Annotated in this window: 16 protein-coding genes and 1 pseudogene; 8 read left to right on the top strand and 9 right to left on the bottom strand. The window is 48.9% G+C overall.

The window, feature by feature from the left end; translation table 11 throughout:
- Window positions 1–76 precede the first annotated feature (76 nt).
- Window positions 77–442 carry a YajD family HNH nuclease gene (locus tag O9X78_RS09760; RefSeq protein ID WP_269619463.1) on the top strand — a complete coding sequence of 122 codons (366 nt, stop codon included), beginning with the start codon at window positions 77–79 and terminating at the stop codon, window positions 440–442.
- A gap of 72 nt (window positions 443–514) precedes the next feature.
- Here O9X78_RS09760 and O9X78_RS09755 read toward each other — a convergent pair whose 3' ends face one another.
- Both O9X78_RS09755 and rapA read right to left on the bottom strand, forming a co-directional pair.
- Window positions 515–799, bottom strand: a complete 285-nt coding sequence (locus tag O9X78_RS09755) for a hypothetical protein (RefSeq protein WP_269619461.1) — start codon at window positions 797–799, stop codon at window positions 515–517.
- Window positions 800–831: 32 nt separating this feature from the next.
- Window positions 832–3,726, bottom strand: coding sequence for an RNA polymerase-associated protein RapA (gene rapA, locus O9X78_RS09750; protein ID WP_269619460.1), 2,895 nt, complete (start codon window positions 3,724–3,726; stop codon window positions 832–834).
- Between the two features lie 275 nt (window positions 3,727–4,001).
- Here rapA and O9X78_RS09745 point away from each other — a divergent pair, with 275 nt between their 5' ends.
- Window positions 4,002–7,499, top strand: a complete 3,498-nt coding sequence (locus tag O9X78_RS09745) for a hybrid sensor histidine kinase/response regulator (RefSeq protein WP_269619458.1) — start codon at window positions 4,002–4,004, stop codon at window positions 7,497–7,499.
- A 12-nt stretch (window positions 7,500–7,511) separates the two neighbouring features.
- Here O9X78_RS09745 and O9X78_RS09740 read toward each other — a convergent pair whose 3' ends face one another.
- Both O9X78_RS09740 and acs read right to left on the bottom strand, forming a co-directional pair.
- A complete protein-coding gene (locus O9X78_RS09740) occupies window positions 7,512–8,165 on the bottom strand; it encodes a response regulator (RefSeq protein WP_269619457.1) in 654 nt (217 codons plus the stop codon).
- Window positions 8,166–8,248: 83 nt separating this feature from the next.
- Entirely contained in the window at window positions 8,249–10,225 is a 1,977-nt protein-coding gene (gene acs / locus O9X78_RS09735) for an acetate--CoA ligase (protein ID WP_269619456.1), read from the bottom strand.
- A 198-nt stretch (window positions 10,226–10,423) separates the two neighbouring features.
- On the opposite strand from acs, the gene O9X78_RS09730 reads away from it, so the two are divergent.
- From O9X78_RS09730 to O9X78_RS09710, 5 genes are all read left to right on the top strand, one after another.
- The gene (locus tag O9X78_RS09730; RefSeq protein WP_269619454.1) at window positions 10,424–11,767 is read left to right on the top strand and encodes a DcaP family trimeric outer membrane transporter; all 1,344 of its coding nucleotides are present in this window, start codon (window positions 10,424–10,426) and stop codon (window positions 11,765–11,767) included.
- A 104-nt stretch (window positions 11,768–11,871) separates the two neighbouring features.
- Complete coding sequence (locus tag O9X78_RS09725) at window positions 11,872–12,138, top strand: DUF4212 domain-containing protein (protein WP_269619452.1); 267 nt, start codon at window positions 11,872–11,874, stop codon at window positions 12,136–12,138.
- A gap of 9 nt (window positions 12,139–12,147) precedes the next feature.
- Entirely contained in the window at window positions 12,148–13,854 is a 1,707-nt protein-coding gene (locus O9X78_RS09720; RefSeq protein ID WP_269619450.1) for a sodium:solute symporter family protein, read from the top strand.
- A gap of 150 nt (window positions 13,855–14,004) precedes the next feature.
- Entirely contained in the window at window positions 14,005–14,529 is a 525-nt protein-coding gene (locus O9X78_RS09715) for a PaaI family thioesterase (protein ID WP_052763527.1), read from the top strand.
- On the top strand, window positions 14,522–14,920 hold the full coding sequence (locus O9X78_RS09710) for a PaaI family thioesterase (protein ID WP_047012463.1): 399 nt from the start codon (window positions 14,522–14,524) through the stop codon (window positions 14,918–14,920). Before O9X78_RS09715 ends, O9X78_RS09710 begins: the two co-directional genes overlap by 8 nt.
- A gap of 14 nt (window positions 14,921–14,934) precedes the next feature.
- Here the strand turns inward: O9X78_RS09710 and O9X78_RS09705 are convergent, their stop codons facing one another.
- The 4 genes from O9X78_RS09705 to O9X78_RS09690 all read right to left on the bottom strand — a co-directional run bounded on the left by O9X78_RS09705 (window position 14,935) and on the right by O9X78_RS09690 (window position 19,487).
- On the bottom strand, window positions 14,935–15,948 hold the full coding sequence (locus tag O9X78_RS09705) for an AraC family transcriptional regulator (RefSeq protein ID WP_047012462.1): 1,014 nt from the start codon (window positions 15,946–15,948) through the stop codon (window positions 14,935–14,937).
- Between the two features lie 254 nt (window positions 15,949–16,202).
- On the bottom strand, window positions 16,203–16,628 hold the full coding sequence (locus O9X78_RS09700) for a hypothetical protein (RefSeq protein ID WP_269619447.1): 426 nt from the start codon (window positions 16,626–16,628) through the stop codon (window positions 16,203–16,205).
- Window positions 16,629–16,727: 99 nt separating this feature from the next.
- Window positions 16,728–17,918 carry an iron-containing alcohol dehydrogenase gene (locus O9X78_RS09695; RefSeq protein ID WP_008251353.1) on the bottom strand — a complete coding sequence of 397 codons (1,191 nt, stop codon included), beginning with the start codon at window positions 17,916–17,918 and terminating at the stop codon, window positions 16,728–16,730.
- A 48-nt stretch (window positions 17,919–17,966) separates the two neighbouring features.
- Entirely contained in the window at window positions 17,967–19,487 is a 1,521-nt protein-coding gene (locus tag O9X78_RS09690) for an aldehyde dehydrogenase family protein (RefSeq protein WP_269619446.1), read from the bottom strand.
- A gap of 377 nt (window positions 19,488–19,864) precedes the next feature.
- Between O9X78_RS09690 and O9X78_RS09685 the strand changes: the two genes are divergently transcribed.
- A complete protein-coding gene (locus O9X78_RS09685) occupies window positions 19,865–21,778 on the top strand; it encodes a TonB-dependent receptor (RefSeq protein WP_269619445.1) in 1,914 nt (637 codons plus the stop codon).
- Here the strand turns inward: O9X78_RS09685 and O9X78_RS09680 are convergent.
- Window positions 21,750–21,960: pseudogene (locus O9X78_RS09680) on the bottom strand (IS4 family transposase); the annotation flags it as partial. The gene O9X78_RS09685 and the pseudogene O9X78_RS09680 overlap by 29 nt on opposite strands.

Raw genomic sequence — 21,960 nt, 5'->3', positions numbered from 1 at the left:
ACTTAGTCGAAGGCTTGTATATGGCGGTTCAGACACTTGGGAAAAGAACTGCATTTAAAATTCGATAGGTGAGTCAATGACAGTCCAGAAAAAAACTCTCGATCAGGTGCTGGCGGAGCAACGGGAATACAATGCGAAGCGCGCAACGGGTTACCGAGAGAGAGCCTTAAAATTATACCCATGGGTTTGTGGGCGCTGCGCGCGTGACTTCGATCGCAAAAACTTGTCTGAGTTAACTGTTCACCATGTAGATCATAATCATGACAATAACCCCTCTGATGGAAGTAATTGGGAGTTATTGTGTATCTATTGTCATGACGAGGAACATACGAAACATGAAAACCTCGTGCGCTATGGCAGTACAACAGAAAAGAAATCTAATGCGGCGACCTTTAACCCCTTTGCGGATTTAAAGGCGAAGATGGACGCAAAGAATAAATGATGGCGCCTAGCTAGCATTGGTATTTCTAGAGAGGAAAGGTAGACCACCATTTCGCTTTGCTGAAGTTACCAGTTAATGCGCGCTAAACGCTTGCACACAGTAGCCTTTAGTTAAAGCTTCAAGAATTTGTGGATCTTTTGCTAGGGCTGGATTTTTAGGTATTTGCGCGTTGTCGATGAGTTTGCGTTTAATGATTGTGACATCGCGAAAACCTTCTGCCATTACAAAAAGCTGCGCGAGTTTTTCTGCGCCGAACATGTCTTTGAAATCGACATAAACAATAAACGGCGCGCTTTCGCCCTCGGTGAATTCGCCTTGGGTTTTTTTGGCCGTGGCGTTAACTGAAAATAGGTACATGATTTTCTCCGGCCAGTCCGTTGTCTGGCAAATTACTGACTAACAATGGCCAGTCGCAGTGCTGACATATTTAATTGTAGTGATTTTAGTGCGGCCAAACCTACTACCGTTTCCTGATCAAAGCTGTCCAGTTCGGCGGCTTCTACATTGGGATTACGGCTCATTAATGCCTCGAAGCGTTCGCGTTCATTGTGACGCTCCACTTCATAAGCTTCGGTCGCAGTCCTTATCCACTCTTTGCTAGCCTCTTCGGCAAGACCTTCTATATGGGGAATCATCGCAGTGATGCTGTTACGCACTTCGCGCAGTAATACGGGCATCAATGTCTTCTTAACGCCTTGTGCCAGTTGATTTAATTTACTGTGTGCCACCGCGTTCGATAAATTGCGATTCTGTTGATCGGTAACTAGGCGGAAGCTTTGCGCAGGTAAATAACGTTGTAATTGCAGCCATGCGGGCGCTTGCACCGCTGGGCTGAAAAAGGCTTCTAGTAACAGTGTTCCTGGTTTTAATGCTTTTACTGCGATAGTACAAATACTTGCGCTGCCGAAGTCGCTGGACATCACCATATCCATCGCGCTGCTTACCAAGGGATGTTCCCAGCTGAAATAGGCCATGTCTTCGCGGCTAAGCGCGCGATCGCGATTAAAGGTGCCGGTAATGCCATCTTCCGGTAAATGCGGAAATGCCTCGGTGATCATGTGGTCGCCGGGGCGCAGGATGATCGCATTGTCACTGTGATCTTCATGGTCTAGGCCGAACTGCTCGGCGAGCATTTCAAGGTATTCGGCTAGGGTGTCGCTGCGTTGCTCTTCTTCAAGCGCGCTAATTAGTTCTGCAGCGCGCTGTGGCTGGCAGGAGTTTAATTCCAGCAAGCGATTGCGGCCCTTGCGAAGATTTTCTTGTAGTTCAGTGGCTTTACTTGCGGCCTCAGCAATGAGCGCTCGGATAGCGGCGTCGTTTGTACTGGCAAGTGCGGTGGTAAGTTTGTCGCCGAATTCCAGCATCAGCGCGTTTCCAACTGTGCAGGGTTGGGTGAATATATTGAGTGCGTCGCGGTACCAGTTCAGTAGTTTTTCTTGAGCACTGTCTGTGTAGAAGGGGACGTGTAAGTTAACGTCGCCGAGTTGTCCGATACGGTCGAGGCGACCAATGCGCTGTTCCAGTAAATCTGGGTTTAAGGGCAGATCAAACAGCACTAAGTGTTGCGCGAACTGGAAGTTGCGGCCCTCGCTGCCAATTTCTGAACAGATTAGCAGTTGGGCGCCTTCTTCTGGGTCTGCAAAGTAGGCTGCGGCGCGGTCACGTTCGATGAGACTGAGCTCTTCGTGGAAGACGGCGCTGGCAATGCCACGACGTAGACGCAGATGTAATTCGAGATCCCTTGCAGCGCTTGAATCCGCAGCGATTAGCAGGACTTTTTCGTCGGGATTTTGTAGTAAGAACTTTTCTATCCATGCAACTCTTGGGTCTGATTTTAACCACGCCGCGCCAAGTAATTGCTCGGGGTGAAGTGTTTCTTGAACGGTCGCGGTGGTGCAGGCTTGTTCATATCCTGCGGGTTTGTCGAGTGGATGCTCGTGGAGAACACGCTGGGGGAAACCGCCGACAGAGGCACGGGTATTTCGAAACAACATGCGACCAGTGCCGAAGCGATCCAGAAGGTCGCGGATGGCTTTGTCCAATTGTTCTGGGCTAGGACTTTTTTGCAGCGCGTTGATTTGCTCGCTGCCCAATAGCGCCTCCAATCGCTGACAGAAATCTGTCTCGGCCAGTGCGGTATCCGGTGTGTCGGCTAAACCCTGAATGAGATCGCTAATCTCTTCGTAATGGTCCTGCTCTTCTAGGAAGGCGGCTAAGTCGGGGTAGCGTGCCGGGTCGAGCAGGCGAAGCCGTGCAAAATGCCCGTCGATACCGGCATTCTCAGGCGTCGCCGTGAGTAGCAATACAGAGTTAATTTCGGCGCTGAGGCGTTCAACAAGTTTGTATTCGTCTGAAGAGCTGCCGTCCTCGTGCCAGTGTAAATGGTGAGCTTCGTCAACCACCAACATGTCCCAACCGGCTTCACTGAGTTGATCTTGGCGGCGAGGGTGGCTGCTGATCCAACTTAGCGGGCAGATGACGAGCTGTGCATCTTCAAAGGGATTTTCTTCTTTTTCTTTCGATTCTTCTTCGTTGAAGAAAACACTACTGGGTTCGTCTTCATATTCATCGATCAGGCGGCAGCGGGCTTCATTGAAAATACTAAACTTCAGGTTGAAGCGGCGTAGCATTTCTACCAGCCATTGGTGAACTAAACTGTCGGGCACCACGATCAACACCCGTTTCGCTCTTTCGAGTAACAGTAGTTGATGAATGATAAGGCCAGCTTCGATAGTTTTGCCCAGCCCCACTTCGTCTGCCAGCAATACGCGGGGCGCTGGTCGGCTCGCGACTTCGGCGGCAATATACATTTGGTGTGGAAGTAGCTGAACTCTTGGGCCTAAAAGCCCGCGAGTGCTGGCGGCTTGGCTGGTATTTTGTTGCTCAAGCGTAGCGGCGCGTAGGGCGAAACGACGATGATGCTCTACTTGGCCAGCCAGCAAACGCTCTTTGGCATTACTGAGTTTTATGTGGGCACTCAGTATTTGTTCGGGCACTGGGTGTATTTCGCCATTCTCATCTTCGGCAAAATATACGATACAGCCGTTGTGCTCCTGCTGTTCTTTGACAACGAGCGGGCCTTGGTTTGGCACATCAATATTGTCGCCGACCTGAAATAGTACCCGTGACAAGGGCGCGGCAGCGGCTGCGTAAGTGCGCTCTTCTTCGGCGGCAGGAAAGGCAATGACTACGCGGCGATGTTCCGCTTCTAAAATAATACCAAGGCCGAGATCTGGTTCTGGGTTGCTGATCCAGCGTTGGCCGGCGATAAAAATAGTAGACATAGGGTATGTGTATAGCTCGATGGATTGAGTAGGTTCAGAGCATGTAACCGTGATTGCTCTGATTTCCGGAGTGCGAATGTTACGCATCGGTGGCGTCAAGGGAAAGGCTTAATACCGTAAATCTGCCCAGCCATCGCTTATCTCGTCATTCATTAGGTCGCTTCGGCATAGTAATGTGTGAATGTAGACCATAGTCGAGTACCGCGAGTCTTGTGGTGGGCTAGACTGAGGGTATTGGTAAGATAACTGCCGATAAATCGGTGTGGTGAGCTTAGGTGCTGGAAAATCAGTGGGTTGTGTTGCTGGCGTTTGTATACGTTGGCTTTTTATTTTTAATCGCATGGTGGGCAGATCGCCACACCCAGCGATCGGCGCTTCTTCGCGCGCTGATATACAGTTTGTCACTGGCAGTGTATTGCAGCTCTTGGACATTTTTTGGAGCAATAGGCCAGGCGGCGAACGATGGTTGGTCGTTTGTGCCAATTTATCTCGGGCCGATTCTTTTGTTTCTACTGGGATGGCCATTCCTGCGTCGTCTGTCGGTAGTGAGTACGCGTAATCGGGTAACGTCGATTGCCGATTTTATTGGCTCTCGCTACGGTAAACATCAGTTTTTGGCGGCCTTGGTCACTTTAATTGCGGTCGTGGGTAGCCTTCCCTACATTGCCTTGCAGCTAAAAGCGGTCACCCAAGCGTGGCTGACAGTTCAGAATTTGTGGCAGCCCAATTTGGAGGCGAATCACAGTAATACTAGTTTTATTGCCGCCTTAATTTTGGTGGCCTTTACCGTTGCGTTTGGTACTCGGGTTTTAGATAAGCGTCATCGCCACCGTGGTTTGATGTCGGCAATTGCCGTTGAATCCACCGTAAAATTGGCGGCCTTTGTTGTGGTAGGTGTGTTCGCTATTTCGGTATTGATGGATGCAAGCAACCGTCATTTCGATATTGAATATGGGGAATTGGCCGAGTGGCCAGATCCGATAAATTTTATAACCCAGCTCGTGTTGGCTGGCGCCGCTATTGTGTGTTTACCGAGGCAATTTCATGTGATGGTGGTTGAGCATCACAGTCGGCGAGATATGCGCAGCGCGCGATGGATTTTCCCCGTCTATTTGGCCTTGTTTTGTGTATTGATTGCGCCGGTTGCCATACTTGGGCAGTCGTTACTGGGCAGTGGCGCGGTACTTGAAGGTGGCGGTGCGGACATGTTTGTGGTGTCGGCGCCATTGGCGGCGGGTAGTACAAGTTTTGCGATAGTGGCGTTGCTCGGCGGCCTATCTGCCGCCACGGGGATGGTTATTGTTGCCTGTGTCACCCTGTCGGTGATGATATGTAATGAGTGGATGGTGCCACTGTGGCAGTTTTTTGATCGCGCTCACAGCATTAATGCCCGCTGGCTGCAATTGGTCAGGCGCAGTGCCATTGCTGCGGTTTTACTGGCCGCGTGGTTATTGGAACAACAGTTAACCAATCGTGGCGGTTTGGCGTCATTGGGTTTACTTTCCTTCGCCGCCGCTGCGCAATTGCTGCCCTCTATTCTTGCGGCGCTGTATTGGCCCCGAGCACATTCGCGTGGCGTCATTGCAGGCTTATTTGCCGGTGGTGCGCTGTGGTTTTATTGTCTTTTGCTTCCTGCTTTATTGGGTGGTGAACATCCCCTTCTCGCGCAGGGCCTATTCGGTATGTCGTGGCTGCGGCCCGAGGCTTTGTTGGGAGTCGATTTCTTTGACCCACTTACCCACGGCGTGTTTTGGAGTTTATTACTTAATTGCCTTTGTCTCGCGTCTGTGTCGGCGATAAGCCGGTTTCGAGCTATTGAATTGCGTCAGGCAAGAGCCTTTACCCAGCTTCGTCTGGCTCGGGGATATCAAAAAGCCGACTTCGAACTGACCAAAATTGAAAGCTGGCAATTGCAGCGGATGTTGACGCCCTTATTGGGTAATGAGCGTAGTCAGCAATTGTGGCAGCGATTTGAGCAGCGTGTCGGTCAACGTTTGTTGCCAAACGACCCTGTGCCACGGTTCGTCGTAAAGGACGTTGAGGAGGCCTTGGCTGCAATTGTTGGTGCGGTGTCTGCTCACCGTACTCTTGATTTATTGCAGCGTAAAAAGCCCCTGCAACTTGATGAGTTTGTGTTATTGATTGGCGACTCTTCAAAGCAGTTGCAGTTTGGTCAAGATTTACTGCAAATCACCTTGGAGACTATTCCCCAAGGTATTAGCGTGGTCGATGCGAATTTAGACTTGGTCGCGTGGAATAGTCGCTATGTTGAATTATTTGGTTTTCCCGAGCGCTTGCTTTATATCGGTTGTCCCATCGCTAAGGTCTATCAGTTCAATGCTGAACGCGGCTATTTGCAAAATGCCGATACTGATGTAGACACTGCAATTACGCGGCGTTTGGATTTGTTGAGCGGTGGTAAACCCTATCGTATTGAGCGTGTGCTGCCCAACGGTATGGTAATTGAAATTTGCGGTACGCCAATGGCGCGGGGTGGCTACGTAACCACTTACACTGATATCAGTGAATATCGGCGTATGTTCAATGAGTTGGATCAGGCCAAAAATCAGTTAGAACAGCGTGTTATTGAGCGCACGTCCGCGCTAGCGACGGCAAACGATTCACTGGCCAATGAGAATCAAGCGCGGGCTAAAATAGAGCGAGAGCTAAACACCGTTTACGCCAGTAAAAGTCGTTTCCTCGCCGCGGCGAGTCATGATTTATTACAGCCTATCAGTGCTGCACGATTGTTTACGGCTGCATTGATGTATCGCAGCAAAGACAGTGATGTGGCTGCGGAGGTTGGGCATATTGATTCGGCGCTGATTGGTGCGGAAAATTTAATTACCTCGCTACGGGAAATTGCCCGTCTGGATTCTGGAAATATTCAACTCGACCGTAGAGATTTTTGTTTGCGGGAGATGCTTGAACCGCTTGCTCGTGAATGTGGCTTAATCGCTGAGCAAAATGGTTTGGCCTTGCGTTTTCGACCCTCGAATTTATGGGTCTACAGTGATCAGCAATTATTACGGCGGGTGATTCAGAACTTCCTTTCCAATGCCCTGCGCTACACTCGCGTGGGTCGGGTCTTATTGGCGTGTCGACACCGTAGTGACCATGTTTTGATTCAGGTTTGGGACACCGGACCGGGCATTTCTAAAGTAGATCAGCAGCGGGTGTTTGATGAGTTTGAACGGGCTCCTGGCGCTGTTCACAATGATTCTGATAAAGGTCTAGGTTTGGGCTTGTCGATTGTTCAGCGGATTAGTGGTTTGCTTGGTCACGAAGTTACCCTCCACTCGGTTGAAGGCCGGGGCAGCGTATTTGCTATTAAGATTCCCATTGGGCAGCGGCAGGAGCGTCTGGTTAAGAGCAATGCCGTTGATTTAGAGTCTGAGCTGGCCGGTATTAGCGTTTTATGTATCGATAATGAGGTGGGAATTCGCGCAGGAATGCAGGCTTTGCTCAGTCAGTGGGGCTGTCGTGTTTTTAGCGCGGCCAATCTCGGTGAAGTGCTTGGCCAGTGGCGTTTGGAAACAGCACCAGATATTGTGCTCGCGGATTTCCATTTAGATAATGATGAAACGGGACTGCAACTCATTGAGGCATTGAATTACCACTGGCATACCCGCTTGCCCGCGGTGGTGATTAGCGCTGATAACAGCATAGAGGTGCGCGCTCAGGTTGAAGGTGCCGGTTATCGTTTCTTGGCTAAGCCTGTTAAACCGGCTGCTTTACGGGGTGTGATGCGCCAACTACTGCTGCGTAAATAACGGTCTTGATTGTTATGCTAGCTGTTGTGGGCTGACATCTAGCTGACTAAATGCCAAGGCGGCTTGGGTGCGCGAGTGAACACCAAGCTTGCGAAATATTTCGGTAACGTGGGCTTTTACGGTGGCTTCTGTGACATTTAGCTCGTAGGCAATTTGCTTATTTAGCAAGCCTTGTACAAGCAGGGTGACCACCCGAAATTGTTGCGGTGTGAGGCTGGCGATGTCTTCGGCCATTTTCTTTTCTTTGCTGTCCTGTCCAGCTTGATAGTGAACTCCCTCAGGAAGCCATCGTGCGCCGCTGATCACGGCATTAATAGCGCGGCTTATTGCCTCAGCTGGACTACTTTTCGGCAGAAAACCGGCTGCGCCGTGGTCTATGGCACGACACATTACTTCGGGGGTTTCACTGGCGGAAATAACCATAACGGGTATTTCGGGGTAGTGGGCCTGCAGGTGTATCAAACCACTAAAACCCTGCGCGTCTGGCATATGTAGGTCGAGCAAAATGAGGTCGCTGCTAGTGTCGGTGCTTAGCAAATTTTGTAATTCGGTAATGGATGCCGTTTCGCTGACCGTGCAGTGTTCAAAGCTCTGGGCGAGCGTTGCTTTGAGCGCAGTGCGAAATAAGGGGTGGTCGTCGGCAATGATAAATCGCAGTGAGTCCATCTGGCGCCTTTTTTATTGGTTTGTATAGGCGACAGTGTATAGAAAAAAGCCCCGCAATGCAGGGCAAAGACCCATAGGAAAACTTAGGCGGTACTGACTTTTGATGCTTTGTGCGTTCCGATCAGCTTCGCAACAACCGCAGGATCGGCGAGGGTGGATAAATCGCCGAGATTCTCGGTGTCGTCCGCTGCAATTTTGCGAAGAATTCGGCGCATAATTTTGCCAGAACGGGTCTTCGGAAGATCGTCGGTCCACTGAATGATATCGGCTACCGCAATGGGGCCAATTTCTTTGCGCAGCCACTGTTTCAATTCATTGCGCAGTGATTCGCTTTCGTCAAGTTTGTCGGTGAGGGTAATGTAGGCATAGATACCCTCACCCTTAATGGCATGGGGATAGCCGACAACAGCGGCCTCCGCGACTAAGGGGTGCGCGGCGAGGGCGCTCTCAAGTTCAGCGGTTCCCAAGCGGTGTCCAGAGACGTTAAGTACGTCGTCTACTCGGCCTGTAATCCAGTAATAGCCGTCTTCGTCACGACGGGCACCGTCGCTACTGAAATAGTAGCCTTCAAAGGTTGAGAAGTAGGTTTCGATAAAGCGCTGGTGGTCGCCGAAAATCGTGCGCATTTGTCCCGGCCAGCTATCGCAAATTACGAGGTTACCCTCCGCTTCGCCAGATAAAAGCTGGCCTTCGTTATCGACTAGTGCAGCATGTACGCCAAAGAACGGTAGGGTTGCCGAACCGGGTTTTAGACCGATAGCACCGGGCATCGGGGTGATCATTACACCGCCGGTTTCTGTTTGCCACCAGGTATCCAGTATTGGGCACTGGCTGCGGCCAAATTGTTCGTAAAACCACGTCCACGCTTCGGGGTTGATGGGTTCACCGGCGGTGCCCAGCAAACGCAGCGAGCTGCGGTCAGTATTGGCCAAGGCTTCGGTGCTATGCGCCATGAGTGCTCGGATAACTGTGGGCGCGGTGTAGAGAATATTGACCTGATGTTTGTCGATGATCCGGGCCAATCGACCCGCGTCTGGGAAGTTGGGAATGCCTTCGTACATGACGATGGTTGCGCCATTGCTCAGAGGTCCGTACACGGCGTAGCTGTGGCCGGTGATCCAGCCGATGTCGGCCATACACCAATATATCTCGCCGGGTTTGTAATCAAAAACTAGCTGGTGACTGAGTGAGGTGTAAACCAAATAACCGCCAGTAGTATGGACCGCGCCCTTGGGTTTACCTGTTGAGCCTGATGTGTAAAGGATAAACAGCGGATCTTCCGCGTTCATGATCTCTGGCGCGCAGTCGCTAGCCTGATCATTTACGAGCGCGTGGTAGTCAACGTCTCGAGATTCCTGCCAGTCAATCTTGTCGCCACAGTGGTTAACCACCAAGACTTTTTCTACTAGTGACGTGGGGCATAGCGCAATGGCGTCATCGACATTTTGCTTTAGGCTGACCCGTCGGCCACCGCGATTTCCGGCGTCGGCGGTAATGACTAATTTCGACTGGCCGTCTTGTATGCGGCCGGACAGCGCTTCGGGTGAGAAACCACCGAAAACGACGGAATGTACGGCACCTATTCGCGCGCAGGCTAACATTGCGATGGTCGCCTCTGGAATCATGGGCATATAGAGCGTTACCACATCCCCTTTCGTCACGCCTAAACTTTTTAGGCCGTTGGCGAGTTTGCAAACTTCTACGTGTAGCTCCCGATAAGTGTATTTGCGAACGGGATCGGTCTCGCTGTCGGGCTCCCAAATCATGGCTAATTGATCGGCCTGCTGATCTAAATGACGATCTAAGCAATTCACGCTGGCATTTAGTTGACCGTCTTCAAACCAGCGAATGGACAGATCGTGTTTTGCAAAGCTGCAATTCTTAATGGTGTTTGGTGTCACGACCCAGTCGAGGCGCTTTGCTTGCTCGGCCCAAAATATTTCTGGTGTCTCTAACGATTGTTCATACAGCGAAGTGTGAGTGTCGATGTCGATATAGGCAGCATCCTTTGCTTTGGCATCAACAGGATAATGGCTTTTAGAAGGCGTCGAGGTGGTCATGACCGTGGTCTCCATTTTAATTTATTGTGTTCAACTATCCTTGAACTATGGCATGAAGAAAATTAGACCTTGGTCTAGTTCCGCGTCCCTGTGGCTTTTTCGCATAGACTTTAGTCTATATATGACTAATGGCTAATACCCAGTTTAGACCAGTGGGTCTATAAATTTCGTGTCATTTACGATTCGAGAGAGCTCACTATGATAAACAATAAAAAATTAACTCCGCCAAAGCTGACTAACTTACGGTCGAGAGCACGCCTACTCGCTGGTCTGATTTTCGTGGCACTGCCGCTATCGGCTGTCGCTGAAACAGCAAAGGCTGAAACATTAGAGCAAAGAGTAGCGAGATTAGAGCGTGCGCTCGCTGAGAAAGAGGCATCGTCCGCCGTTCAGCAAACCAAAGGCGGGACCGAGTATTCTTTTGGTGGTTATATAAAATTAGATGCCATCGCCAGTCAATACAGCGACGGGGAGCGTGCGCTGGCAGGAGTAGGCGACGATTTTCTGGTCGCATCGGTAATTCCTGTTGGAGGGGAGTCCGGCGACACCAATCTCGATATGCATGCTAAGCATTCTCGTATTTGGTTTAAAACTAATACGGCAACCGATGTTGGTGCAATTGGCACTTATATCGAAATGGATTTTGGTGTGAACCAAATTGGTGATGAGCGGATTAGTAACTCAGCCGCATCGCGAATTCGACATGCCTATTTAAATTGGCAATACGATGCTAATAGTTCTCTATTGGCCGGTCAGACGTGGAGCACCTTTTTTAATGTGGGCAGCTTGCCCGATACCCTCGACTTTGTTGGCCCTGTTGGCACTCTGTTCGAGCGGCAGGCGCAAGTGCGCTGGACTCATACACTGAGTGGTTCCAGCTCAGTCATGTTTGCGATGGAGAATCCCTCAAGTGGTTTGTATGGCGAAAGCGGATCTGCCGCTGGCGCCAGCGCATACGACAATAATGCGCTGCCCGATATGGTACTGCGCTATAACGGAAAATCTGGTGATTTCAGCTATAGCCTTGCGGGTTTGGTGCGCGAGGTTGCGTATAAGCAAAACTTTGCGAATAGTCAGGCTCAGGCGATTGTTGGTGACGACAGTGTCTACGGTTATGGACTCGCCTTCGCGGGTGTGTGGCAGCTCGGCCAAGATGACCTTCGTATCCAGCTAAATGCCGGTAATGCGCTTGGTCGCTACCTTGGTTTACAAACCTATCGCGACGGTGTGATTGAAGATAACGGTGATATTGATTTGATTGACTCTGTGGGTGGCTACGTTGCTTATCGCCATTTCTGGGCGCCGAAATGGCGTAGTAGCCTAGTGTTATCGGCCAGCTCTGCGGACAACCCAGATACGGTAGCTGATGCAACAGCCGCCTCGTATCAAAGTGCCCATGCTAATTTAATCTACGCCCCTGTAGCGGCGCTGAACCTTGGCGTTGAGTATATTCACGCCACTAAGACGATTGAGCGACCCGTCAATGGCGACGATAGCGGCGATATAGATCGTCTGCAATTTAGCGCGAAATACACATTTTGATTTTAAAGCGTGCCAGTCGACTAAGGTCGAATGGTGAGAGTACGAATTAACTGCAATGCTTAAGTTATAAGACGGTAAACGACGAAAATAACGGGAGAATAACAATGGCGTTTCATTCAAAAGAACTGGCGAAAGCCTACTGGCGAGAAAATGTGAAGCTATTACTTAGCTTACTTTTCATCTGGGCCTTGGTGTCCTTTGGCTTCGGGATCCTTTTAGTTGATGCATTAAATCAAATCCAATTTTTTGGTTTTAAATTGGGTTTTTGGTTTGCTCAGCAAGGGGCAATTTATACGTTTGTGGTGCTGATTTTTGTGTACGTATACAAAATGAATCGGCTCGACGAAAAATACGACGTCCAAGAAGACTAGGGGTGATTTATGGATATTAGAACTTGGACATTCTTAATCGTCGGACTGAGTTTTGTTTTGTATATCGGCATCGCAATTTATTGCCGTGCGGGCTCCACCAAGGAATTTTACGTAGCGGGGGGCGGCGTTCACCCAATTGTTAATGGCATGGCGACGGCAGCGGACTGGATGAGTGCAGCGTCGTTTATATCAATGGCGGGCCTTATTTCCTTTATGGGTTACGACGGCGCTGTCTATTTAATGGGCTGGACTGGCGGCTATGTGTTGTTAGCGCTGTGTTTGGCGCCGTATCTGCGTAAATTTGGCAAATTTACGGTGCCGGACTTTATTGGCGACCGCTACTATTCGCAAACGGCGCGAACCGTTGCCGTTATCTGCGCGATCTTTGTGTCCTTCACCTATGTGGCGGGACAGATGCGCGGTGTAGGTGTAGTGTTTAGCCGCTTTCTTGAAGTTGATATAACGACTGGTGTATTGCTCGGTATGGCGATTGTGTTTTTCTACGCCGTACTCGGCGGCATGAAAGGCATTACCTATACCCAAGTTGCACAGTACTGTGTGTTGATGATGGCCTACTTGGTACCCGCGATCTTTATCTCGATCATGGTTACCGGTCATGTTATTCCCCAGTTTGGCTTCGGCGCGACCTTGGCCGATGGTTCGGGGGTGCATCTGCTCGACAAGCTCGATGGCTTGTCGGCTGAACTCGGGTTTGCCGCCTACACCAGTGGGACGAAGTCGACGATTGATGTGCTGTTTATCACTGCAGCATTGATGGTGGGTACGGCGGGTTTGCCTCACGTGATTGTGCGCTTCTTTACCGTACCTAAGGTGAAAGACGCGCGTAAGTCTGCGGGCTGGGCGTTGATCTTTATTGCGGTGCTTTACACCACAGCACCCGCGGTTGCCGGTTTTGCACGGCTGAATATGATCAACACCATTAACGGTGCCGATAGTCAGGGTACTGAGTACAGTGAAGCGCCGACGTGGGTGACCAACTGGGAGAAAACCGGCTTAATCGGCTGGGAAGATAAAAACGAAGATGGCCGTATGTTCTACTCCGGCGACGAGCGCAACGAGATGCATATTGATCGGGATATTATGGTCTTGGCCAACCCCGAGATTGCCGATCTTCCTGCATGGGTGATTGCCCTAGTTGCCGCGGGTGGCGTTGCTGCAGCCTTGTCTACCTCGGCAGGTTTGCTACTGGTTATCTCAACATCGATCTCCCACGATTTGCTGAAGCGAAATCTGATGCCGAATATATCGGACAAAATGGAGCTTCGTTATGCACGTAGTGCGGCAGCGGTGGCGGTGTGTATCGCTGGCTATCTGGGGATAAATCCGCCGGGCTTTGTCGCCCAAGTGGTGGCCTTTGCCTTTGGCTTGGCGGCATCGAGCTTTTTCCCTGCCATCATCCTCGGTATCTTTTACAAACGCATGAATAAATACGGTGCGATAACGGGCATGGTTAGTGGTCTCTTGTTTACTGCTACCTATATTGTGTATTTCAAATTTATCAATCCTGCGGCCAGCGTGCCTGAGAATTGGTGGTTTGGGGTGTCGCCAGAAGGGATTGGTACCTTAGGCATGATTGTTAACTTTGCAGTGGCCGCTGTGGTGTGCCATTTAACACCGCCGCCACCGCAAGATGTACAGGATATGGTAGAGAGTATTCGCTACCCACAGGGAGCGGGTGAAGCCCAAGTTCACTAAGCTCACATAGCGCGAGGCGCCAAGCCGCTACCGATTTTCGGTGGCGGCTTTTTTTGTCTTATGGTGTTTTCACCCTTTTAGACGTTAACTTGGTAAAATGCTGGGCTGCGGCCGTTTATACTCGGTCGAATAGCTATTTCGGGATAAATAATGGCATTGGATTTTGAAGAGCTACTTCGTTTCGTTGATACCGTTTTAACGGCCAATGAAGGCGATCATTTTACGACCTTAGGCATTCGCCCAGAATATGTTGAGCGTCATCGGGTTGGTATGTCTATGTCCTACAGCGACACATTGATTGGTGACCCGGATACGGGCGTTATTCATGGCGGCGCAATCACCGCCTTATTGGATACTTGCTGTGGCTTTGCCGCCGCGACGGTATTAGTAGATTTGGCGATGACGCCAACCATCGATTTACGTATCGATTATATGCGCGCGGCGACCCCTGGCCAAACGGTGTATGCCGACGCGGAGGTTTATCGCGTCACTGAGAGTGTGATTTTTGCGCGAGCTCTTGCCCATCATGGTGATCGCGAGAAGCCAATTGCATCCGCTGTTGGTAATTTCTTCCGAATGGAGCTCGCGTTGTTTACCGATATGCGTCGTGAGTTTCGTGCAGCGCAAAAATTGAAACAATCAGGGCAGAAGTCCCGTGGTAGCGACAATGAATGATTTGGAATTGCATCAACTTATTAACCGAGTTCCTTATGCGCAAACGCTTGGTATACAAGTGGGAGGGGAGAACGATTGCTTTTTGTTACCGACCAAAAAGAGCAATATCGGCAACCCGACACTGCCAGCGTTACATGGTGGGGCAATTGCTGGTTTTATGGAGTTGTCGGCAATGATGTATGTCTTGCGGCATAGCAACAGTGAAAAATTTCCCAAGGTGGTCGATTTCGCGGTGGACTATGTGCGTGCAGGCAAGTATGTGGCTACACATTCGCGCTGCAAGTTGGTCTATCTCGGTAGGCGAATGATTAACGTGAGTATAAGTGCGTGGCAGGAAGATGAAGCTGCGCCTATAGCAATGGCTAGGGCGCAGTTTTTGGTTAAAGAGTGAAACTTTAATTTAGCCTAAGGTTTGCTTTGCAAATATTGTTTTGGCGTCATATTAAACCAGCGTTTAAACGCTCTATTAAATGAGCTTTGTTCGTTGTACCCCAATAAACCCGCTATTTGTGACATGGGTATGGCGTCGTGCGCAAGAAGTTTTTTAGCTTCAGTAATCCTAACTTCGTCAACAAGTGCTTCAAAGGTATACCCTTCAGATTGCAATTTTCGGTGCAGGGCACGTTCATGAAGTTTCATGTTTTCTGCAATTACGGGGCGTGACAGTTGGCCGGTCGGTAGCAGTTTTTGAATTAAATGACGAGCTTGCTTGCTGGTCGATAAATTCGGTTTACTTGTGGAGTTGGAATCTATTTCTACCATCGAGAGGTAGCTGGATACCAAACCGTGAAGCTGAGGGTTGTGGGAGCTCAATTCGATATCTAAAAAGTCGGTGTCGAGCTCTATTGAATCATATTTTTGATTAAATACCGTTGGGCAATTGAACGCGCTTTGATAATGCTTTTCGGGACCAATTTTTGAATGGCGGAAATGAACGGCCCGCGCTTTAAATTTTCCTTCGGTAAGCAGGTGAATAATGTGAAGTGTGCAAGCGACAGCGTGCTCTACTGCCTGGCGGCTGTTATTGGCGTTGACGAGCTCTAAGCAGGCATAGCTTGGCTGGTCCTCACTCTCTCTCAATGTGAGTGAAATGGCGGGGGTGAAATGGTACAAAAATTTTCCTACACTTGTTAATGCTGACCTGACATCGTGCGCAGATAGTGCTAAAAAAGCAACTGGACCAAGAATAGAGTGATCCTGTCGCATAGCAAGTTGTAAGCCAATATTGGGTAGATTTAGGCTTGTGGCACTTAACTCAAGTAGGTCTATAAAGCTTTGATATGGGAAAAAATAGTCTTCCTGATCTAGTTGACTGTAATCTATACCTGCTTTGAGGCATAAATCCTCAGCATTACCTTGTAGCTCCTCAATTAGGGATACAAAATTATTTAGGCAGCTGGCCCGTACGCGTGCAGTCATTGAGTCTCACAGGTATATAGGTATTGTTATCGTTGTGGGTACGTTTTTGATCTGCTCGGAGCATAGCAAGAATATGCAGAGTTTCCTACTCAGGGAATGAGTGGCACTTCGGTGTAGGCGGGGGAGCTACCCATTGTCTGCACGGCTGCTTTGGTGCTGTTTGTTTATATTGGTTTCGGGGGGCTACTGTATGACGAACTAAATATAGCGCGGGAACACTCGCCCGCATTTAAGGGCGAGCGGTGAAAGGTGTTTTAAAGTTGTGAATTAATCAGCCCATCGATTAGGGGAAGGGTTGGAATAAATGGCTTTAAATTTTCACTGTAAGTCGCCTGTATTACATCGCCACCAGGTAATCCGGAGAGAACGTTATTTATGATTAGGTTGCCCTGTAGTAGATCGCTGATAACGATAGTATTTTCCGGCCCTTTTAATAGAACATCATAAGTGATTAGTAATGGATTATTTGGCAGTATATTGAATAGCGGTGACGAATTTAACCCAATGGCTGCGGTGGTTGCTTGGAGTGGGTCAACTAGCGTCACCACTAATCCCCCGCTTAGGCTCCCCAATGTGTCGGTAATACCCTGAAGCGGACCTAAGCTTTGGGCGTTGACAAGTGATGGGCCAGTCATTAATGCTGCGGTTAAAGTTGAGTACGAAAGTAGTTTTTTTAACATTATTTTCTCCGGTATATAAAAGTGACGGGGTTATACGAGCGTCCATGCTCTTTGAGTAAGCTAATACATCCAGTATTACGCTGCTTTAATTCGCTCCTCTCAGCATACCGCTTGAACAATTTTAGCCATCGCTGCAGGGGGTATATTGTAAAACATTGCGGCAGGGTCAGATGCAATCGCATGGTAAATAGCATCTTGCTTATCTTGGTTGACCTCCCAGCGTTTAAAGTTGGTTGTACAGCCTATGCGCTGTTGGAAGTCTATTAAGAATTTAATGCAATTGCCCAATAGTTCTTGGTCACTACCATTTTGAGAAAGATTGAGTGCTTTGGCGAGCCGCTGCCCTTTGCCTGCATAAAATTCAGGGCATGCTTCCATCACGACGGGAAGGAGCGCGGCATTGGCGTCGCCGTGGGGGATGTGGAACATGCCGCCGAATGCGTGGGCGCAGTTGTGAATGGGGATTGCGTTTAGGCTACCGCCGAAGGCGTCGATTGCTAGGCTGCTCGCTTGTAACATATTTGAGCGCGCGACAACGTCCTTGCCATTATCGATCACCTTGGGCAAATTTTCGACAATCATTTGTGCGGCATGAAATGCGTGAGCATCTGTCATGGCATTCGCAGTTGGCGAGGCGACAGCCTCCAGTGCGTGTGTTAGAGCATCCATTCCCGTGGCTGCCGTGAGGAAGTCCGGTAGTCCTAAACACAGATTGCCGTCTAGTACCGCCATGTCGGGCTCTAGAAAAGGCGCGACAAGGTTGGTTTTAATGCCTAAGGCTTCATTGTAGAACACCGCTACTGGTGAAACCTCTGCCCCTGTGCCTGCAGTGGTAGGGACGCCGATATGAGGGATCCCCGAGTGCTGGCAGCTTGGCCATGCATCAATTTTAATCCCGCTTTGAAGTAAGTCGGCGATATCTGTTGCCCCGTGTTGAAGGGAGTATTTGACACCTTTTGAGGCATCTAGAACACTGCCGCCACCCACTGCCAGAATGGCATCGGCCGCCACGGACCTAGCATAAGCAGTTGCAGCGTTTACGGATTGGCAGGCTGCGTCTTGGCTTATGCCGGTATAAACGCCTACTAGCACGGCTTTATTGCTAGAGCAGCTGGCGAATACTGCCTTTATTTGGTCTACGATGCCGGCCTGTTCGAGACCAATATCGCTAAATAGCACCACTCTTTTGGCACCCATGCCTTCAAATAGCGCGGGTATGCGAATAACTGAGCCTGCGGCGCAATGAATCGTGCTGCGCATATTGTACTGATAGTAATGTGAGCTAGACATGCTGGTATCCTATTAATAATTAGCGTTCAATTAGCTGGGTCGCGAACCTTAAAACGTATGGACCAAGTGGTAAGTTGATTTTTTCCTAGGGTCGCGTTCAAACGCTGTCGAAATGGACTTCAGTTCGGTATACGAGTTCAGGCTGTTGTGACTCATTTCCCGGCCATAGCCGCTTTGCTTCATGCCGCCAAATGGTGCGTCGGTCCGCATCATGTGCCAGTCATTTATCCAAACTGAGCCTGCCTCGAGTTGCCGGGCAATGGCTTGGGCGGCAACAACGTCCTCTGTCCAGATGCCGGCCGATAGCCCGTATATTGAATCGTTTGCGATGTTTATGGCTTCGTCGAGCTCGGTAAATTTTATGATCGACACTACTGGCCCGAAGATTTCTTCACAGGCGTGTTTCATGTCGTTCTGGCAATTGCTGAGAATAGTTGGCTCAAGGAAATAGCCATTTTCGAAGCCCGCGACAATCTTGCGCTTTCCTCCGGTAATGATGTGGGCGCCTTGCTCTTGCGCTGACCTAAGATAGGCTTCAATTCGATTAAACTGTTGCTCGGAAACAATAGGGCCCATGCCAGTTGCAGGGTCGAGTGGATTGCCGACAACTATTTTCTCGGCTAGGGTCTTCATTTTGGCGATGAGTTCATCGTGAATATCGACATGGACAATTAGTCGACTAGCTGATTCACACGCCTGCCCAGAGTTCATCATGATGCCGAACAGTGCGCCATGTGCGACCAAGTCGATATTGGCGTCAGGCATTACGATAGCTGCCCCTTTACCACCGAGCTCAAGGGTGACTCGCTTTAGCGTGGCGGCTGCTGCAACTTGAATGTTTCTACCTGTTTGAGTGGAACCTGTAAAAGATATTTTATTTACTTTGGGGTGTTTGACTAGGGCGTCACCCACTTTTACCCCCGTACCACTTACTAGATTCAATACACCAGCCGGTAAAAATTGATTAATTAGCTCAATTAAGCGAAATGTCGATGTTGGCGTTAATTCTGATGCTTTTACGACCACGGTGTTACCTGCAGCTAAGGCTGGGGCTATTTTCCAAGAAAGTAAAAGAAGCGGAAAGTTCCACGCGGTAATAATGCCGCAGACGCCAACAGGTTCTTTGACGACCATGGTGTGAACTTGTTCTGGCAAAATCTTTGGTGAAAGGTTTTCGATAAATGGGTAGTTTTTGATGGACTCGGCAAGAGTGAAAAATAAATCGGCGATGGCCAAGATATCTAGTCCCATTACCCGCTTGATCGTTCCGCCGGAGGCTTGAACCTCTAGAATAGCTAGCTCTTGGGCATTCGCTAATACCGTGTTACCGATTTGATACAGCAATTTGGAACGCGCGGTTACGCTAATATTGCGCCAATCTGTACTTTTCAATGCACGGCTGGCTGCGTTTACCGCGAGGTCTACATCGGTCGCATCGCCATCGGCGGTTTTCGCTATTAGATTGCCTGTGGCAGGACAATGCACGTCAATATAGTGACCAGAGTTTGGCTTTACTATATCGCCGTTAATGATGTGATGATAAAGCGGTAATTCATGGGCGTTGTTCATTTAATGTCCTTGATGTTGGTCTGTATGGATATAAATGTTTTATTTATTTATTTATTTATTTATTTATTTATTTATTTATTTATTTGTTTATTTGTTTATTTGTTTATTTGTTTATTTGTTTGAACTGATTATTGATGTTTAGTGTTGATTGGTATTGGCTTTTTAGGACGTTTTTTTGTCATTTGAGCATTGCCAATGCGGCTGTCCTAATTTGCCAAAAAGTTGTCCGCATCGGAAAAGACGTGAGATTGCTTTTGGTGGATTATGTGCACTTAATCGATAGTGTTAGAGGGGATAATAATTAAATGCGCATATCTCAGAGTTACTTAAAAAAGATCACGTTAGGTGCATCTTTAGCTAGTCTAAGTTATATACCAATGACTTCGTTGGCCGCGCCAATGCTCGAGGAAGTGATTGTTACGGGGCAGAAGCGCTCGGAGAGTACCCAGGATACTCCTGTTGCGATTACCGGTATGACTTCTGATTCGTTAGAAAAATTCGGTTTCGCGAGTGCAAATGATATATCTGCGCAAGTACCCAATATGCAGGTTAGTGGTCCCTTTGGTGACGTCCAGCCGATCTTTGCGATTCGCGGTGTCAGTATGTCGGATTACAGCTCTAATCAGGCAAGTCCCATCGGTGTTTACTCCGATGAGTCATATATGGGGCCGGTATATACTCATGGTATGAACTTTTTTGATGTTGAGCGACTAGAGGTTTTGCGCGGCCCTCAAGGCACATTGTATGGTAAAAATACTACTGGTGGTGCAATCAATATCATTACTAAAACCCCAATAATTGACGACGGCTTGCACGTCAACGCCAAGCTAGGTGCGGGGAATTATGATTCACGAGTCGGTGATTTAGGGGTTGAGGGTACGTTAATAGATGAAACTCTAGCAGTGCGTGCCGCATATTCATTTTCTCGAAATAGTGGCTATACCGAAAACCGTTCTGGTGGTCCAAATTTATCCTCCATTGATTTCCAAGGATTGCGAGTAACACTGAATTGGCAGATATCTGAAAATTTAAATAATGTGCTTAAGTTAACCCATGGGCAAAATGATTCACTAGCCAATGCATCGAGAAACGAACCACGTGGAAATCTTGATGGTGGTGATGGCTTACTTGGCGTAGGCGGTATTGTGACGGGCTCTCTGGCCCAAGGTGACGACAGTAGTGGTTATATGGATAACACGGGTTATTCGGCGTCGTCGCAAAACCTCGGGCATCATGAGGTTGAAGATAACTTTACCGGTCCGTTAATAGTTAATTCGGATATGTTGGTAAACAAACTAGAGTTTATTGGCGATAGCCACACCCTCACAAGTATCTCGTCAATTAGCATTTCTGACTACGCTCAGCAGCAGAATACTGACGGCTCACCCGAAGAGCTGCTTGAGATACGTTGGGCGGTAGACACTACGGCGTTTAGTCAGGACTTGCGAATTTCGAGTAATTACGACGGCATGTTCAATTTCATTGGCGGTTTATATTACGCCGAAGAAGAAATGGATATGCATAATGAATACGCAATTTACGGCACACCGCCCGATCTTCGGGTTGCGGTAACGTATCCCGGTGCGACCGGGTTCTATCCATACCTGCTTGATTTTGGTCAGCTAGACCAGAAAATGATCACCGATAAAACAAGTTACGCCGCTTATACGCAGCTTCGTTTTGACGTAACCGCAGACTTTGGAATCGACTTTGGTATTCGCTATACCGTCGACGAAATTGACCTTGCCTACCTTAATATATCTAGAGAAGGTTACGATGGTAGCCCGCGCGGTACATATGTTCCTGGTAATACTAGTCGATATGACGAGCCCTTTGTACCGCTGAACCTTGGTGGCGATGCCGGTATTGCTGAAATCGATGTGTTTCTAGAAAATTTATTGAGTGGGCAAGTGACATTAGAAGATCTTCTCGCAACGGGGCAGGTAGGTTATACCCACGGACCGTATACCACAGACTCCTCGACGCCAATGTCGGCAAAGGAACAAGAATTTACCGGTAAGCTTGGTTTAGATTATCGTTTCAATGACGACTTCATGATGTACGCAAGTTATAGCAAGGGCTTCCGTTCCGGTAATTTTAATGGCGGTGTTTATTATCGTGAGCGCGATTTCGAAGATGCCTATGCGAGACCTGAGTACATAGATGCTTATGAAGTAGGTTTCAAATCTGATTTTTATGATCAGCGTGCTCGTGTTAATGCCGCAGCCTTTTTATACGATTACATTGCTGTCCCACAAATATTCATAGCAAGCAGAGCTGCGGATGATTGACGTTGTTCATCTGCTCTGGCGGATCGCCTCTCAGCAAAGGCAGCAACTCTCTGCGCTCAAATAAATTGAGCTGAAGAAGGCGAATCATTTGCTGCAGGCTGCGATCAATTTGGCTGCTGAACTTAATCCAGGCCAGCAGCAGATAGGCACACATGGCGATCCAAATCTGGGTCATGACCGCG

The sequence above is a fragment of the Zhongshania aquatica genome (assembly GCF_027257955.1).
GTDB lineage: Bacteria > Pseudomonadota > Gammaproteobacteria > Pseudomonadales > Spongiibacteraceae > Spongiibacter > Spongiibacter aquatica.
This window is presented reverse-complemented; position numbering and strand designations above follow the sequence as displayed.

Coding starts and splice junctions, on each gene's coding strand:
- O9X78_RS09695 (WP_008251353.1), bottom strand. CDS start 17,918: ATGTCTAGCTCACATTACTATCAGTACAATATGCGCAGCACGATTCAT.
- O9X78_RS09725 (WP_269619452.1), top strand. CDS start 11,872: ATGGCGTTTCATTCAAAAGAACTGGCGAAAGCCTACTGGCGAGAAAAT.
- O9X78_RS09715 (WP_052763527.1), top strand. CDS start 14,005: ATGGCATTGGATTTTGAAGAGCTACTTCGTTTCGTTGATACCGTTTTA.
- O9X78_RS09730 (WP_269619454.1), top strand. CDS start 10,424: ATGATAAACAATAAAAAATTAACTCCGCCAAAGCTGACTAACTTACGG.
- O9X78_RS09685 (WP_269619445.1), top strand. CDS start 19,865: ATGACTTCGTTGGCCGCGCCAATGCTCGAGGAAGTGATTGTTACGGGG.
- O9X78_RS09760 (WP_269619463.1), top strand. CDS start 77: ATGACAGTCCAGAAAAAAACTCTCGATCAGGTGCTGGCGGAGCAACGG.
- O9X78_RS09755 (WP_269619461.1), bottom strand. CDS start 799: ATGTACCTATTTTCAGTTAACGCCACGGCCAAAAAAACCCAAGGCGAA.
- O9X78_RS09710 (WP_047012463.1), top strand. CDS start 14,522: ATGAATGATTTGGAATTGCATCAACTTATTAACCGAGTTCCTTATGCG.
- O9X78_RS09740 (WP_269619457.1), bottom strand. CDS start 8,165: ATGGACTCACTGCGATTTATCATTGCCGACGACCACCCCTTATTTCGC.
- O9X78_RS09705 (WP_047012462.1), bottom strand. CDS start 15,948: ATGACTGCACGCGTACGGGCCAGCTGCCTAAATAATTTTGTATCCCTA.
- rapA (WP_269619460.1), bottom strand. CDS start 3,726: ATGTCTACTATTTTTATCGCCGGCCAACGCTGGATCAGCAACCCAGAA.
- O9X78_RS09700 (WP_269619447.1), bottom strand. CDS start 16,628: ATGTTAAAAAAACTACTTTCGTACTCAACTTTAACCGCAGCATTAATG.
- acs (WP_269619456.1), bottom strand. CDS start 10,225: ATGACCACCTCGACGCCTTCTAAAAGCCATTATCCTGTTGATGCCAAA.
- O9X78_RS09720 (WP_269619450.1), top strand. CDS start 12,148: ATGGATATTAGAACTTGGACATTCTTAATCGTCGGACTGAGTTTTGTT.
- O9X78_RS09690 (WP_269619446.1), bottom strand. CDS start 19,487: ATGAACAACGCCCATGAATTACCGCTTTATCATCACATCATTAACGGC.